Annotated in this window: 13 protein-coding genes; 2 read left to right on the forward strand and 11 right to left on the reverse strand. The window is 65.4% G+C overall.

Going from position 1 to position 15,985, the window contains the following annotated elements:
• Positions 1-79: 79 nt before the first annotated feature.
• Together L5G32_RS10725 and treY are read left to right on the forward strand one after the other, a co-directional pair.
• Positions 80-2,224 carry an acyltransferase family protein gene (locus tag L5G32_RS10725; protein ID WP_237011030.1) on the forward strand — a complete coding sequence of 715 codons (2,145 nt, stop codon included), beginning with the start codon at positions 80-82 and terminating at the stop codon, positions 2,222-2,224.
• A 31-nt stretch (positions 2,225-2,255) separates the two neighbouring features.
• On the forward strand, positions 2,256-4,571 hold the full coding sequence (gene treY / locus L5G32_RS10730; protein WP_237011031.1) for a malto-oligosyltrehalose synthase: 2,316 nt from the start codon (positions 2,256-2,258) through the stop codon (positions 4,569-4,571).
• A gap of 236 nt (positions 4,572-4,807) precedes the next feature.
• Here treY and L5G32_RS10735 read toward each other — a convergent pair whose 3' ends face one another.
• The 11 genes from L5G32_RS10735 to L5G32_RS10785 form a co-directional block, all read right to left on the reverse strand.
• Entirely contained in the window at positions 4,808-5,581 is a 774-nt protein-coding gene (locus tag L5G32_RS10735) for a hypothetical protein (protein ID WP_237011032.1), read from the reverse strand.
• A 7-nt stretch (positions 5,582-5,588) separates the two neighbouring features.
• Positions 5,589-6,752, reverse strand: coding sequence for an MlaD family protein (locus L5G32_RS10740; RefSeq protein ID WP_237011033.1), 1,164 nt, complete (start codon positions 6,750-6,752; stop codon positions 5,589-5,591).
• Positions 6,749-7,864 carry an MCE family protein gene (locus L5G32_RS10745; protein WP_237011034.1) on the reverse strand — a complete coding sequence of 372 codons (1,116 nt, stop codon included), beginning with the start codon at positions 7,862-7,864 and terminating at the stop codon, positions 6,749-6,751. Before L5G32_RS10745 ends, L5G32_RS10740 begins: the two co-directional genes overlap by 4 nt.
• Positions 7,861-8,949, reverse strand: coding sequence for an MCE family protein (locus L5G32_RS10750; protein ID WP_372491683.1), 1,089 nt, complete (start codon positions 8,947-8,949; stop codon positions 7,861-7,863). Before L5G32_RS10750 ends, L5G32_RS10745 begins: the two co-directional genes overlap by 4 nt.
• 17 nt (positions 8,950-8,966) lie before the next feature.
• The gene (locus L5G32_RS10755) at positions 8,967-9,959 is read right to left on the reverse strand and encodes an MCE family protein (protein WP_237011036.1); all 993 of its coding nucleotides are present in this window, start codon (positions 9,957-9,959) and stop codon (positions 8,967-8,969) included.
• Entirely contained in the window at positions 9,956-10,990 is a 1,035-nt protein-coding gene (locus L5G32_RS10760; RefSeq protein WP_237011037.1) for an MCE family protein, read from the reverse strand. Before L5G32_RS10760 ends, L5G32_RS10755 begins: the two co-directional genes overlap by 4 nt.
• The gene (locus L5G32_RS10765) at positions 10,987-12,285 is read right to left on the reverse strand and encodes an MCE family protein (RefSeq protein ID WP_237011038.1); all 1,299 of its coding nucleotides are present in this window, start codon (positions 12,283-12,285) and stop codon (positions 10,987-10,989) included. The genes L5G32_RS10760 and L5G32_RS10765 overlap by 4 nt, the downstream gene beginning before the upstream one ends.
• Positions 12,286-12,291: 6 nt before the next feature.
• Positions 12,292-13,158, reverse strand: coding sequence for an ABC transporter permease (locus L5G32_RS10770; protein ID WP_237011039.1), 867 nt, complete (start codon positions 13,156-13,158; stop codon positions 12,292-12,294).
• Between the two features lies 1 nt (position 13,159).
• Positions 13,160-13,957: an MlaE family ABC transporter permease gene (locus L5G32_RS10775; protein WP_237011235.1), complete on the reverse strand. Its 798-nt coding sequence runs from the start codon at positions 13,955-13,957 to the stop codon at positions 13,160-13,162.
• A gap of 378 nt (positions 13,958-14,335) precedes the next feature.
• Positions 14,336-15,730: a threonine ammonia-lyase IlvA gene (gene ilvA, locus L5G32_RS10780; protein WP_237011040.1), complete on the reverse strand. Its 1,395-nt coding sequence runs from the start codon at positions 15,728-15,730 to the stop codon at positions 14,336-14,338.
• The gene (locus tag L5G32_RS10785; protein WP_237011041.1) at positions 15,684-15,953 is read right to left on the reverse strand and encodes a hypothetical protein; all 270 of its coding nucleotides are present in this window, start codon (positions 15,951-15,953) and stop codon (positions 15,684-15,686) included. The genes ilvA and L5G32_RS10785 overlap by 47 nt, the downstream gene beginning before the upstream one ends.
• Positions 15,954-15,985 lie beyond the last annotated feature (32 nt).

The following is a 15,985-nucleotide window of genomic DNA, read 5'->3' on the forward strand; positions in this document are numbered from 1 at the left end:
CTTTGGCGCCGGTTGAGTACATTCATGAGTCGTTCATGAAATAGGGCTCCCAGGTCCGCCGACCGAAACGACTGACACCGTGACCGACTCCACGCCTGACATCCGTCCTGCGTATCGCACCGACCTGGACGGTCTACGCGGAGTCGCCATCGCACTCGTCGCCTGTTTCCACGTCTGGTTCGGCAAAGTCTCCGGCGGCGTGGACGTGTTCCTCACCCTCTCCGGTTACTTCTTCGTCGGTTCGCTGCTGCGACATGCGATCGCATCCGCAGATCCGGTCGCCACGTTCCGCGACACACTCAACCCGTGGCCACGACTGTCCCGTCTGCTGCGCAGACTGCTCCCCGCTCTGGTCACCGTCCTGATCGGTGTCGCGATCGGAGCCCTGATCCTTCTTCCGCAGACGCGGTGGGTCAGCATCGGCCGCGAGATCATCGCCAGCGCCCTGTACTTCCAGAACTACTATCTCGCGTGGAACTCGCAGGACTATCTGGCGGCGAGTTCGGACAACAGTCCTCTGCAGCATCTGTGGTCGATGTCGATGCAAGGCCAGTTCTTCGTCGCGACCATGCTGTTCGCACTCGTCCTCGCCGCAGCCCTCAAACTGCTCGGCACCCTGCTGCCCGCGTTCACCAAGGCATCGGTGATCCGTACCGTGATCGGTGTCGTCGTCGTGGTGATCGCCGCCGCGTCGTTCTATCACGCGACGGTTCAGCAGGGCGCCAACCAGCCGTACAACTATTACGACACGCTCGCACGCCTGTGGGAACCACTCGCCGGCGGCCTGCTCGCCGTCTGGATGCCGAGCGTCCGTCTGCCGTCCTGGCTGCGGACACTCATCACCGTTGGAGCCCTCGCGCTCATCGTGTCGTGCGGCTGGTGGATCGACGGAGTCGCCGAGTACCCGGGGCCGATGGCCTGGGTGCCGGTCGGCGCGACGCTGCTCATCATCTGGTCGGGCTCCGGGACCGCGCCACGTCCGGCCGCCAACCGGGCTCTGGCCTCCCGGCAGGGTGTCTGGCTCGGCAACCTCGCGTACGCCCTGTACCTGATTCACTGGCCGCTGCTCATCTTCTACCTCGCGTACGCGGACTCCGATCACGCGACGTTCATCGAGGGAACCTGCATCCTCGCCGTCTCGCTCGGGATGGCATGGCTGGTCAAGCGCTACATCGAGGACCCACTGCGGGGAGGCAACCGCTCGCCGCTCGCCGCCCGTCACTGGCCTGGACGTCCTCGGATCCGCTACGCCGCGATCATGTCAGCGTTCCTGGTGCTCGGCGCCGCCGTCGTCGGCACCGGAGCCAAACTGTGGGAGCACCACATGTCGACCGTCGCGATCGGCACAGAAGACATCGACCCCCATCTGTATCCGGGCGCCCGCGCCTGGATCGACGAGATCCCGGTACCCGCGCGCGACCCGCAACCGACACCGCTGGCAGCCGAGTTCGATCTCGCTCCGACGACCGCCGACGGTGTGATGTCCGACTTCGCCGACCTCGACTTCCACGTCGGCGTGTACGGCGACCCCGACGCCGAGCGCACGATCGCCGTCGCGGGCGGTTCGCATGCCGAGATGTGGGTCCCGGCGCTCGACATCATCGGCAAACGCAACGGATTCAAAGTCACCACCTACCTGAAGATGGGATGTCCCCTCACGCTCGAGAAGAATCCGACGCGCATCGACGGGACGCCGTACCCGGAGTGCACTACCTGGGTTCGAAAGGTTCTCGACGAACTCGAACGAGTCCGCCCCGACGCGGTCTTCACGAACTCGACGCGACCGCGACCCGACGGGCCTGCCGACTATGTGCCGCCCGGCTACCTCGAGGTGTTCGACGAACTGACCGCAGCCGGAATTCCGGTGATCGCCATCCGTGACACGCCGTGGCCGCACGACGACGACGGGCGCCCCATCAACACACCGGGCTGCCTCGCCGATGGCGGCGACGCGCACAGTTGCGGCTCCGAGCGTGCAGCTGCGCTGGCTCTGGTCGATCCGATCACCGACTATGCCCTGCTCAACCCGCTCCTGCATCCCCTCGACATGTCCGACCACGTGTGCGACGAAACGTTCTGCCCCGCGATCGTCGGTAACATCATCGTCTACAAGGACTTCCACCATCTCGGAGCGACGTACGTCCGCAGCTTGAGCAGCGCCCTGTCTCGTGCACTGGAGGCTGAACTGCCGTGGACTGGACCGTCGTTCGGCCCGTTCGACTGATCGGGCACAACCCGCCCACGATCGGAGCGCCATGACCACGGTCCCGGCCGACCCGGTCGCGACATACCGGGTGCAGCTCACGCCCGACTTCGCGTTCGCCGAGGTCGCAGGCATCCTCGACCATCTCGTCGAGCTCGGGATCAGTCACCTCTATCTGTCGCCGATCCTCGCCGCCATGCCCGGTTCGACACACGGCTACGACTGGTGCCCGCCCGCCCGCATCGCCCCCGAACTCGGTGGCGTCGACGGCTATCGCTTGCTCCGCGCACACGCACAGGCCCGCGGGATCGGCATCGTCCTGGACATCGTCCCCAACCACATCGGCGTGTTCGACGCCCGCCACAACCACTGGTGGGCCGACGTCCTACGCAACGGCGCGGACTCCCCGTACGCCGAGTACTTCGACCTCGATCTGGACTTCGGCGACGGCGCGCTGTGCCTGCCGTGGCTGCCCGCCGACGGCGACCTCTCGGAACTGCGCCTCACCGACGGCGAACTGTGGTTCGGCGACAGGTACCTTCCGACCGCTGACGACACCGTGTCGTCAGGCCGTTCCGCACGCGAAGTGCTCGATCGCCAGCGTTATCGACTGGTCCCCTTCGACAGCCGCCAGATCGGCTATCGGCGATTCCTCGCCGTCAACGAGCTCGCCGCCCTCCGCCAGGAGATCCCGCGCGTCTACGACGCCACCCACGCCTGGCTTCGGGAACTGGCAGACGAGGACCTCTTCGACGGCGTCCGGGTCGACCACCTCGACGGACTCATCGACCCGATCGGCTACTGCCGCAGACTCCGCGAGGACATCGGCGATCGACTGCTGTACGTGGAGAAGGGACTGAGCGTCGGCGAACGACTCGACCCGGAGCTTCCGGTCGACGGCACGACAGGCTATGACCAGCTCCGCCTGATCGAAGGTGCTTTCACGGCTCCTTCCGGCGCGATCGAGCTCTCTGAGGTCTACCAACGCATCACCGGCATGTCCGGTGACGGCGACGCTCTGAATGCGCGGGCGGCGGAGCTCCGCCACGTGACGCTCATCGATCTGTTCTCCGACCGTGTCCGCCGCGCGACCGCATTGTTCGCGGAGTCGGCGCCCGGCGTCCCCGTCCACAAAGTGCAGGCGGCCGTCACGACGCTCATCTCGCGTGCACCCGTCGCCCGACCCGGTAGCTATCCATCCCTCACCCCGGCGATCCTCGCGAGGATCGCGCGCATCCGCAGTGAAGCCCCGTCGATGGAAGACGGCCTCGACGTGCTGGCCCGCGCCTTCACCGACCCGGACACCGCACCGGAGGCCGTAGCCAGGCTCGGCGAAGCCGTGTCGGCGGTGACGGCCAAGGCGATCGAGGACATCGGGTACAACCGGACCGGACGCCTGGTCTCGGCGAACGAACTCGGCTGCACTCCACTGGTGCCGTCCGTCGATCGTGATGAGTTCCACGGAGCGTTGGCGAACCGGGCCCGTCACTGGCCTCGCGCACTGACCGCCCTGTCGACCCACGACACCAAGCGCAGCGAGGACGTTCGGGCGCGAATCGCGCTGATCTCCCAGATCCCGCAACGGTGGACCGTGTTGGTTCTGACGCTCTGGCGGATCGCACCGCCTCCGCACGCGCCGACCGCCTACTACTTACTGCAGAACCTGATCGGAGTATGGCCCGACACCGGAGCCCCGGACCCCGCCGTCCGCGAGCGTTTCCACGCGTACGCGCGGAAGTCGATGCGCGAAGCGGGGGTCGTCTCGTCGTGGACGGCCGTGAACGACGCCGCCGAGACCGACGTCATCGAGTGGATAGACCGCCTCCTGACCGGGACGCCCGCCGACCTCATCTGCGACTTCGTCGAGATCATCGCCCGACCTGCACGCGACGAGTCCGTCTCGCGCAAGGTGGTGTCGTTGGCGGCGCCGGGCGTCGGGGACGTCTACCAGGGCACCCAGTGGTGGGACGATTCGCTCACCGACCCGGACAACCGCAGACCCGTCGACTACGGGCAGTCACTCGACCACCCGAAGGCAGCGATGATTGCGACGACTCTCGCCGTACGACGGCGCTACCCCGAGTGCTTCGGTCCGGGCGGCGTGTACGAAGCCGTCGTCTGCCGCGGAACCAGCGGAATCCACGTCATCGCCTTCACTCGAGGCGACGCGGAGGGTCAGCCACGCGTGCTGGTGGCGGGAGTCCGATTGGCCCAGACCTTCCGGCCCGGGCCGGCGCGCGAGGACGCAGTGATCCCCTTGCCGCCCGGTGTGTGGCGCGACGCCGTCACCGGCGACGACCACTACGGCGACGTCACCGCAGACGTCGTCTTCGGCGACCGTCCTGCCGTGATCCTCGAGCTCCTGTAGAGCTCGCCCCCACCGCCGGTCGAGACCCTCCACGCCGGTCGAGCGGAGTCGAGACAGCTTCCGCTGGTCGAGCGGAGTCGAGACAGCTTCCGCTGGTCGAGCGGAGTCGAGACAGCTTCCGCTGGTCGAGCGGAGTCGAGACCCAGGATCTCGACTCCGCTCGATCGGCGAAGGTGCGCTCGACCAGCGAAGATCCGCTCGACCAGCGAAGATCCGCTCGACCAGCGAAGGTCCGCTCAGCCTGCCGGCTGTGTCGGCATCGCGGGCACCGGCCCGGTCTGCTGGCTCGGATCGCCGGTGGCCGCCGACTCTCCGCCTGCCATCCCCGGGACCGCCTGCACATTGGAGACGAGCCAGTCGCCATCCACTTTGTCGAGGGTCAACTGAATGAGGGTGACGGCGTGGCCGCCGCCCGGCGCGGTCGCCGACGTTCCGGTGAACTCGAAGCTCACGACGGTCACCGCGTGATCCTTCGAGAACGACTCGACCATCGACGAGTTGATCTTGGTCGTCACGTTGGCGAGCTTCTGGGTGTCGCGCCACTTCACCGTCTCGGACGCCGACGTCTCGATCTGCTTCTTCTGGGCGCCTGTCGACAAGGGGCCGACTTTCGCCTTCAGCTGGTCAGCGGACGCACCGTCCTTCAGCAGGACGCCGAAGTACTGGGTGACGTACTCGGAGGCCGCCGCCTTGCTGTCGTCGAAGGCGTTCAACTCCTGTTCGGTGTCGTACCACTTCCAGCCGCAGAAACCGAGGACGGCGAGGACCGCGATCACGACGACGCCCGCCGCGACCCGGGTCAGGGCGCGTGCCGACACGGTGAACTGCTTGCCCTGCGCCGACTCCCGATCGTCGCCGCGAGCCTGCGCCCGCGCTTTGGCTTTCGCGGCGACTCCGCTGGTCGCGCCTGCCGTGTCATCGGACGAATCGGTGACGTCTACCTTCGTGGTCTCGGTCTCGTGCCCTTCGTCGGAGGCGGTGTTCTCGATCTCAGAATCCTCGGAGCTCATACATCCTTCACTTGTCCAGCGGAACCGTGCGTGCATTCGGATCGTAGTTCGGCGGTGGCTTCCCGGTATCGTCGCCCTTGGGCCGGGGAGCATTCGCCGAGCCGCGAGTCTGCAGCGTCGGATCCTTGGTCTCGCAGTACAGGTTGGTCGGAACGGTCAGTTCCAGGATCTTGGTCGGCCGCACCGGCGCCAACGAGTAGTTGCACGCGGGGCGCGGATACAACGAGGCCAACGCCCACCATGCGCCGTCGTGGAACATCTTCTGCGACTGAATGCTGCCGTCGCGGATCGCCGGGAACAGGTTCGCCAGAGTCGGCGCACGGAGCGCCCCCTGCCTGCCGATGTCCAGAAACTGCTTCACGATGTCGGTGACCGGATCGGTGATCGTGGACAACGAGCCGGCGAGTGAGGTGAACTGCGCCGGACCGTTGCCGAGCAGTGTCCGGATCTCCCCGTCCGCATCGACGACGGCGGTCATCAGGTCGTTGGTGCCCGTCGCCAGCTTCTGAAAGTCCGGCTGGATGTCTGCCGTGGTCTTGAAGACGGTGCCGAGGTTCTCGATGAGCTTCGTCGTCTGCGGAAGCACCCGGGCCAGGTCGGCGAAGATGACGCCGCCGGAGTGGAAGATCGACTTAAGTTGGTTCGGCCCCTCGTCGTTGAGCGCGATCTCGAGCTCTTGCAGTGTCGACGTCAGTTTCGGCGCATCGATCTGGCTGATCACGTCCAGCGTGGACTGCAGCATCGACGAGAACGCGACGGTGACGTGAGTCTGGTCGCCTATCTCGATGGTGTCGCCGTCTTCCAGGTACGGGCCCGCGGTGGTGGCCGGCGTGAAGTTCACATACTGCTCGCCTGCCGCCGACAGCCCGAGTGCGGCCACCTTGGAGTCCTTGTTGATCTTCACGTCGTCGTTCAGCCGCAGCTGGACTTGGACGGTCGACGGGGTCACTTGGATGTCGCGGACCTCGCCGATCTGCGAACCGCGGAGCATCACCTTGCTGGTGCCCTGCAGCCCGCCGGACTCGGGGAAGTTCACGGTCACGTCGTACGTGCCCTGCCACGGGCGCCAACTCAGCGAGCCGAACGCCAGATACGCCAGACCGAGGAGCATGACGACGACGAGGCCGAGGTTACCGATGATGATCTTGCGTTTGACGAGCCATTTCTTCATCGCTGACCCCCGTTCTTCGCGCCGCTGCCCTTTACCCCGAGAGTCGCGAGCAGTCGCTCCAGGGTCACTTGCAGTGCGTGGTCGCCCTTCGTGATGTCACTCGCCTCCGGCAGGCGCGACGCCGAATCGAATCCGACACCGGGCGTCAACCAGTAGATCTTGGCCGCGACGGCCGCTGCCGAGCCCTGCGTGGACTTGATCCACTTCGGATTCAGCTCGGCCAACCGGTCCGAGAGCGGCCCGAAGATCGGCGCCGACTCGTTGAGCGCCGCCAAGGTGGTGTTCAAGTTGGCCAGCAGTTCGCTGAAGTTCTGTTTCTCGGACTTCAGGAAGTCGTTGGTCGCTGACGTCACCTTGTTCGACTTGTCGAGCGTGGTGAGGATCGAACCGACTTGACTGTCGACTGCGTCGATGGCCGCGGGCAGTTTGTTGATCGACGCCGAGATCTGGGCCCGGCCGTCCGCGAGTTCCTGCGTCAGGCGGGCAGTGTCGACCATCGCTGCGTCGACCTGGCCCGAGTTCTTGTTGAACTTGTCGATCGCGGTCGTGAAACCTTCGATGGCCCCGTGCAACTCGGGTGCGTTGCCACCGACCGCGGTCGACAGTTCGGTGAAGATGCGCTGCAAAGCGCTCACCGATCCGCTGTCGACGAGGCCGGTCGCACTGACGAGAATGTCTTCGACGGTCGCGGCAGCCGAGGTCTGGCCGGTCAACCTTCCGCCGTCGCCGATCGTCCCCTTCGACGGATCCTGCGGCGGCAGCAACGCCACGAACACGTCGCCCAGGGGCGTCGCCTGACGGAGCTCGGCACCGGTGCCGGTCGGGAGCGTCACGCTCTTGGACACCGACATGGTGACATTCGCCTGATAGTTCTCGGCGACGATGTCGTCGACCTGGCCGACGTCGGTGCCGCCCAGTCGGACTTTTGCCTGGGCAGGCAGGTTGAGCGCGTTGTCGAACGACGCGTGGACGGTGATCGCGTCACCGATGCCGCCCGGGGCAGGCAACGGGATCTGCTCGACGGTGATGCCGGGGACCGCGCCGCACGCGGCCAGGCTGATCGTCGTCGCCAACGCGACGACTGCGGCTGCGAACTTCCTCATGCGTGTCATTTCGTCAACAGCCCCAACAGTCCGGAGTAGATGCCCATGTCTGGGCCGAAGTCCTTCAGCTGCCCGTTTCGGCATCCCTTCTTGTCCACTCTGATCGCCTCGCAGAGCGTCGCCGTGAGCTCGTTGTCGACCAGCGACTTGTCGAGGAGGACCGACGCGCGCCACGCGCCCTGCTCGGCCGAGATCGAGTTCGACAGGTTCTGGAAGAGCAGCGGCGCGACATCGACCGCTTCGACGACCTGCCGCGAGTAGTCCGACAGGTTTCCGATGACCGCGCTCAATCGTCCGGTCGACGAACTGATGGTGCCCGCGTTGTTCTCCAAGAACTCCGAGGTGTTCTGCAACGTCCGGTTCAAGTCGCCGAGGGTGGCGACCAGACCGGCAGACTGGTCGCCGAGCATCTGCGAGACCTGCGTCATCGACGACGAGAACTGCAGCATCTTCGGATAGTTGTCGGTCAGCGTCGTCGTGAGCGTGCTCAACGACTTGAGGATGTCGACGATCGCGTCGCCGTTGTCCGCACCGGTCTTTCCTGCCTTGGCCAACGCATCGAGGGCGTCGCGCAGACGCTCACCGTTGCCGTCGGCGACGCCGGACGTGATGTCGACGAGATCGGCGATCGGGCCTTCGCCCGGCTTGTCGCCCGACAGGTTCACCACCAGTCGATCGATCGAGTCGAACAGGGTCCCGATCTCGACCGGAGCCTTGCTGTTCTTGATGACGCCGTCGTCGCCGAGCTTCGGACCACCGGTGTACGCGGGCGTCAGCTCGACGTGTCGGGTGGTCACGATCGATGTGTTGACGATCGCGGCCGTCACGTCTTCGGGGATCGCGATATCGTCCTCGATGGTCATCTCGACCTTGACGCGGGTGCCCTGCGGCTCGACCGACAGAATCCGACCGACCGGCATACCGAGCACGGCGACGTCGTTGCCCTCGTACAGGCCCGACACATCGTCGAAGTACGCGGTAACCGTTTTGGACTGCCCCAACGCGGCCGACCAGCTCGCCGGCATCAACGAACAGCCGGTGATCGTGAGCATGGTCGCCGCAGCGACGGCGACCGCAGCGACGGCCCGGCGCATCCCACTTCCTTCCGCGGTCAGCATCCGTCCACCACTTTCGCCAGGCACAGCCAGTTGTCGGGGAAGATGCCCCACGGCAGGTAGCCGTTGGCGTACGGGCCGTCGCCGACCAGGTTGTTGGTCAGGCGAGCGGTTACCGGCAGGATCTCGAGCATCTTCCGCAGGTTGTCTCGGTTCTTCTCGAGACCCGACGAGATGGTGTCGAGGTTCGCCATCACCGGCGCGAACTGGTTCCCGTTCTCGGCGGCGACCGCCCGCGCCTGTTCGGTGAGCTCGGCGATTCCGTCGAGCATCCGGGTGACGAGTCGTTCCCTGGTCTGGATCTTCGTCGCCAGCTGAGCACCTTGTCCGACGATGATCGACAGCTGGAACTGGCTGTCCTGGACCTGCTCGGTCACGGCCTTCGTATCGGTCAGGAGTTGGCCGATCTGGTCGGTTCGGTTGTTGATGACGTCCGACATACGCGTCAACGCGTCGAGCGTCGGTTCCGCGATCGCCGGCGCACCCTTCAGCTGGCTGTTCAGCGTGCGGATGCTGTTGGCGAGATCGTCGGCTTTGATGCCGTCGAGCACCGGAGTGCCTTTCTCGAGCGTCTTCTGCAAGTCGTACGGGACCCGCGTCACCGTGATCTGCTCGCCGTCGAGTTCCTGGTCGGACTCGCCGAGGACGACGTCGACGTACCGCTGGCCGAGGAGCGTCGACATCTTGATCTCGGCGGATCCGTCCTCACGGACGTCGACGTCGTTGTCGACCTTCATCGTGACCTTCACGTGGTCGCCCGCCAATTCGGTGTCGCTGACCTCGCCGACGTCGATGCCTGCGACCCGCACTTTGTCGCCGGTCCGCAGGCCGCCCGCTTGGATGAAGTCACCCGTGTAGGTCTTCTTCCCGAGGTTCGCCGAACTGAGGCCGACCACCGCGACGAGCACGACGATGATGCCGATGGCGCCGATGATTCCGTACCAGAGACCTCGGCGGCCGTTGAATGAGGATCGGACACGTTTCTTCATCGGCACACCACCGAGTGTTGGGTCCCGCCGATCTGGGTGATCAGACCCGGCGGAAGCAAGACGTCGCCGATCGCGATATCGAGTTCACATGCATAGATGTTCAAGTAGGCGCCCTGCATCATGACGTTCGGGAAATGGCCGAGGAACTCCGGTAGGACTTTTGCCATGGTGTCGAGTTTCGCGCCCTGACCGATCAACTTGGTTGTGGCTTCGCGAGCCGCTGTACCCGCGTCCCGCAACGAGCCTCGGTTCTGGGCGAGCACGTCGGCGAAACCATCGGCGGTCGTCCCGATCTGCTCGATCGACTTGCCGAACGCCGCCGAGTTGCCGTTGAGGTTCTCGACGAGCTTCGATGCACTGTCGATCAACGTCTGCACCTGCTTGCCCTGGGACGCGAGCTCGCGCATCACCACCGAGAGATTGGTGATGATCGTGCCGAGGACCTGGTCGCGGTTCGCCATGTCGTTCGCGACTTGACCGATCTGGGCCAGCGTCCGCGACAGCGACACCTCGTTGCCTTGGAAGGTCTGAATCAGGCCCTCCGACAACGAGTTGACTTGTTCGGGCGTCAACGTGTCGAACACCGGCTGGAAGCCTGCGAGCAGTTTGGTGACGTCGAAGGAGTCCTCACCCGGGAGATGGAGCGTCGAACCCTTACTCAGTTCGGCTCCAGGCGTCGCGCCGTCGAGGTTCAACGCGAGGTACCGCTGGCCGATCAGGTTCTGGTACCGGATCGCCGCCCGAGTGTTGGCGTAGACGTGCTGATCGTCTTGCACCTCGAACGTGACTCGGGCACGTCCGTCGTCGAGTTCGATGTCTTGTACACGGCCCACGCGCACGCCGGCCATCCGAACGTCATCGCCCGACGCGAGACCGGACGCGTCGCTGAACTCGGTCGCGAAGTCGGTCACCTTGCCCTGCACCGTGCGCTCGAGAGTCGACCAGATCAGGTACGTGAGGAGCAGCGCGACGACCGCGAACACGCCGAAGCCGATCAACGGCTTGCGAATACTGTCGGTGCTCTTGCTCATCGCTGTCCTTCCTTCTCCGGCGCAACCGACACCAGCGGACCGAGCATCAACGTCTCCGCGGACGTCGGCTTACGGCCGAGCGCCGTCCCCAACGTCTTCGAGTCTCGTGACGTCGAGACCCCATTGGCGCGCTTCCGGTTCCGATCCGGCTGCATGCCGCCTTCCGGATACACCGACAGCGGTCCGGACATCGTCGGGCCGGTTCCCGTGCCTGGTCCGACGCAGCCGGGCCCGCGTAGCTGGCCGTAAGGTCCGCCGTCGTACACCGGGCAGTTCTGCTTGGAGTACATGCGGTAGGCACCGAAGTTGACGCCCAGATTGAGCTGGACGTGGCCGTTGACTCCGGTGAACACACCGAGCACCCGACCGGCGAGCACATAGAGTTCCCGCAGCGCCTGCGGCATCGCGTCCGGGTCGAGCATCGTGGCGCCCAGGGTGGTGTTGAGGTCACGGACGACGCGTTTGCCTGCATCGCCGTTCTTCGCGAACAAGGCCTGCGTCGTGTCGAGAAGGCCTTGGCTGTTGGAGAGCAGTGCGGTGAGATCGTCTTGCTTCTCGGTGATGGTCAACGCGGGCTTCACCGATTTCCCGAGAGTGTCCAGCAGCTCCGGGGTCGAGGCCGCCAGGCCTTTCACCGATGCGGAGAAGGCGTCGAAACCCGATGGCGCACCGGGCGGAAACTGCGCGTTGATCGTCTTCCAGTAGTTGTCGAGGACCCCGACGAACGTCGAGAACGTGGCGCCTCCGCCGTCGAGTGCGTCGGCGATGGTGCCGAGGACCATGCCGAGGTCCTCCGGCGGGACACTGCGCAGAAGAGTCCGAAGATCATTTTGGGCGTCCTGCAGTCGAATCGTCGGCTCCGACGTGTCGGCTTTGATCACGTCACCGGCGGACAGCCGATCGTCGGACGGGTTCTCCGGCCTGATCAGCTCAACCGAGTTGACGCCGAACAGGTTGGACGGCACCGTCCGCGCCGTCGTGTTCGCGGGAATCCCTTCGGCCTGCTTCGGCTCGAGCAGCATGTGGACTTCGCGTTGCTGATCGGAGGACGAGCCGACGACCGCAACCGAGTCGACTTCGCCGACGATCATCCCGTTGTAACGCACGTCGGCTCCGCTGATGAGCCCGTCGCCGACATCGGTCAACGACGCCGAGACGTCGGTCGTGTCGTCGAACTTTCCCTCGTACCTCGCCCACAGGACGCCGAGCACGAGGAGACCGACCACGGCGAAGATCACACCTCGCACCAGGTACGTCGTCATCGACGGATCGCGCCCACCTGTATCGATTTTCATAGCCGGTTACCCCGATATCCTGATTCCGGCGGTCATACCCCAGAACACGAGCGTGAGAATCAGATTCGCGAAGACGATGGTGATGATCGACAACCGAATCGCGTGGCCTGCCGCGATCCCGACGCCCTCCGGGCCGCCCGACGCGAAATAGCCGTAGTAGCACTGGATGAACGTGGTCAGCAGAACGAACACGATCACCTTGATGAACGAGAACACCACGTCGCGCGACATGATGAACGAATCGAAGTAGTGATCGTATGCGCCCGCGCCTTCACCGCTCTGCACTTGGAACATCACCTGGCAGGCGATGTAGTTGGCAGCCAGCGAGATCGCGTACAAGGGGATGATCGAGAGCACCGCCGCCGCCATGCGGGTGGTGACCAGATACGGCAGCGGACGAATCGCGATCGACTCGAGTGCGTCGATCTCCTCACTGATCCGCATCGAGCCCAACTGAGCGGTGAAGCGGCATCCCGACTGTGCGGTGAACGCCGTAGCGGCGAGGAGCGGTGCGATCTCGCGTGTCGTCGCGAACGCCGACAGACCGCCGGTGAGCGGATCCATGCCGAGCAGGTGCAGCGCGGTATACCCCTCGATGCCGACGGTCGCGCCGCCCATGACACCGAGGATCACCATGACGCCGACGGTGCCGCCGCCCACGACGATCGCGCCGTTGCCCCATGCGACGTCCGACAGCAGGCGCCAGACTTCCTTCTTGTAGTGACGGAAGGTGATGGGCGCGAGAGCGATCGAGCGCACGAGGAACGTGATCAAGTGCCCCATCGCGACGAGTCCGTCGCGCGGACCGGCGATCGCTTTGCGTCCCCACTCCAACGGCCGGAGCGCGGGCGGCGTGTACCGCGAAGCAGTCATGTCACACCACCTTCGCTGGGACGACGAGGGCGAACACTTGAGTGAGCACCACGTTCACGGTGAACAGCAGCAGCACCGAGTTGACGACGGCTGCGTTCACCGAGTTCGCGACACCTGCCGGGCCGCCACTGGTGTTCAGTCCCCGGTCGCATGCGACGACGGCGACGATGGCACCGAATATCACTGCTTTCACCACCGCGAATATCAAGTCCGAGGTACTCGCGAACGAGGCAAAGGTTCCGGTGTAACTGCCTGGCGTCCCGCCTTGCGCGTACACGTTGAAGACGTAGCCGGTGATGAAGCCGACGAAACACACGAAGCCGCACAGCAGGAATGCGACGACCATCGTCGCGAGCAGGCGCGGCGAGATCAGTCGCTGAATCGGATTAACGCCCATGACCTTCATCGCGTCGATCTCGTCGCGGATGGTCCGGGAGCCGAGGTCGGCGGCGATCGCCGACCCGACGGCGCCTGCCAGCAGCAACGAGGTCACCAGGGGTGCGCCCTGCCGGATGACGCCGAGCCCGGTCGCGGCGCCAGAGAACGAGGTGGCACCGATCTGGCCCGCGATGTTCGAGACCTGGATCGAGACGATGACACCGATCGGGATCGCGACGAGGAGAGTCGGGAAAACGGATGTCGACGCCATGAACGCGCATTGGCGGACGAACTCTTTGAATGGGAATCGGCGTTTGACGATGTCGACGATCAGAACCTTGAAGACCTCGATGAACATCGCCAACTGGCGACCGAAGGTCTCGAACGACTTGGTGATGTGCTCGCGGTACCACTTGCCCACACCACTGCCCGACCACTTCGCGCCGAGCCCGGCTCTCACCCCTAGCGTTTCGGTGCTCAATCCCCTGCCTTCGCGTCGTCAACCCTGAGGGCGTCGATCGGACGGAGAGTTCGTCCCCAACCGACCGTGGCGGCGTGTCGCGAGGGTGCCCGCTGCTGCCCGCTGATCCCCGAATCCCAAAATCCTATGAATCCGTGGATCGAAGCATACACAGTAACTCCGACTTTCGTGTGCATCGAGTCACAGATACTTTTCGAGTGTTGCACGCACCATATGCCTCATTGCAGGTCATGTGCGTCTCGCCGGGACCGAGAGCCGGTCGTTCTCTGAACACAGCTGTGCTCAGATTGCCTGGCCTGAAGCCCGTCAGGTGAGGCGTCAGGTGAGGTATCGGTACGCGGGCGACCCCGGTTCGAGCCGCTCGACGTTCAACCGCGAACGCGACATCCGGTCCTCGAGTCCCACCAGGCCTGCCGGATCGCCGAGTTCGACGCCGACCAGCGCCTCGCCGGTGTCGCGGTTGTTCCGCTTCACGTACTCGAACAGCGTGATGTCGTCGTCCGGGCCGAGTACTTCGTCGAGGAAGCGACGCAGTGCGCCGGGCTCCTGCGGGAAGTTCACCAGGAAGTAGTGCTTGAGTCCTCGATGCACCAGCGACCGCTCGATGACTTCGCCGTACCGCGACACGTCGTTGTTGCCACCGGACAGCAACGAGACCACGCGTGCGTCCGCGGACAACGACAGTTCCGTCAGCGCCGCCGACGCGAGCGCACCCGCAGGCTCGGCGATGATGCCCTCGTTCTGATAGAGCTCCAACATCGTCGAGCAGATGGCGCCTTCGTCGACGTGCATGATCGTGACGCTGCCCGGAGCGAGGTCGACGTCGGACAGCTCGATGACCGGAACGGCAGGACGCTCGGTGAGGGGCAGTAGGTCCGGATGGGCGACGACGCGGGCGCCCGCCGCTGCCATGACCGAGTGCCCGAGACCGCCGATCCGTTTGACCGACGCCCCGTCGACGAACGGATCGACCGTCTCGAGGGTGTACGGCGAGCCGGTGACGAGTGCGGCGGCGAGCGATGCGGCTCCGCTCGGCTCCACACCGACGATCGCGACGTCGGGGGCCACCGCCCGCAGGTAGGTGACGATGCCCGCCATGCAGCCCGCACCGCCGACCGGCAGCACGACGACGTCCGGCGGACCGTCGAGCTGGTCGACGATCTCGGCGCCGATGGTGCCCTGCCCGGACGCGGTTCGCGGATCGTCGAATGCGTGGATCCAGGTGGCTCCGGTGCGCAGGACGTCGGCTTGTGCCGCCGATGCCGCCGCGTCGTAGGTCTCGCCGACCGCGATCAGCTCGACGAAACCCTTTCCGTGCCAGTTGATCCGATCGCGCTTCTGTTTCGGGGTCGTCGTCGGAACATAGATCCGCCCGGCGATGCCCATGGTCGCGCACGCGAACGCGACACCCTGCGCATGGTTGCCTGCGCTCGCCGCGACGACGCCTGCCGCGCGCTCGGCGTCGGACAGCTGCGCCATCACGTTGTAGGCGCCGCGGATCTTGTACGAGCGGACGCCTTGGAGGTCTTCGCGCTTGATGTACACCTGAGCACCGGTGTCGGCGCTCAGCCGTGGACACGCCTCCAACGGGGTGCGTACCACGATGCCGTCGAGCCGCTGTGCGGCGGCGAGGATGCTGTCCCGACTCAGTCCGGGGACCGGGCTGTCAGTGCTCTTCTCTGCGATATGCGGCGGCGTACTCACGCGGTCCATGTTCCCACCGTCGGCCGTACCAGGCGTAGCCGCCCCACCACACGGCGAGCACCACCACGGCGGCCGTCCACGCGGCGACGATCGCGGATCCGCCGAAGAGGAGGGCCGACATCGCCATGACGAGCCCGACGCACACCGCAGCCAGTTTGTTGACCGGCCACCGCACACCGGCGACGTCGACGGTCGGGACCGTCCGGAGATCGCGATGGATGTGGGTGGTCATAGAGTCGAGTGTAGCTCATCCGCACAGTAAGT

Source organism: Gordonia zhenghanii (assembly GCF_021738965.1).
Lineage (GTDB): Bacteria > Actinomycetota > Actinomycetes > Mycobacteriales > Mycobacteriaceae > Gordonia > Gordonia zhenghanii.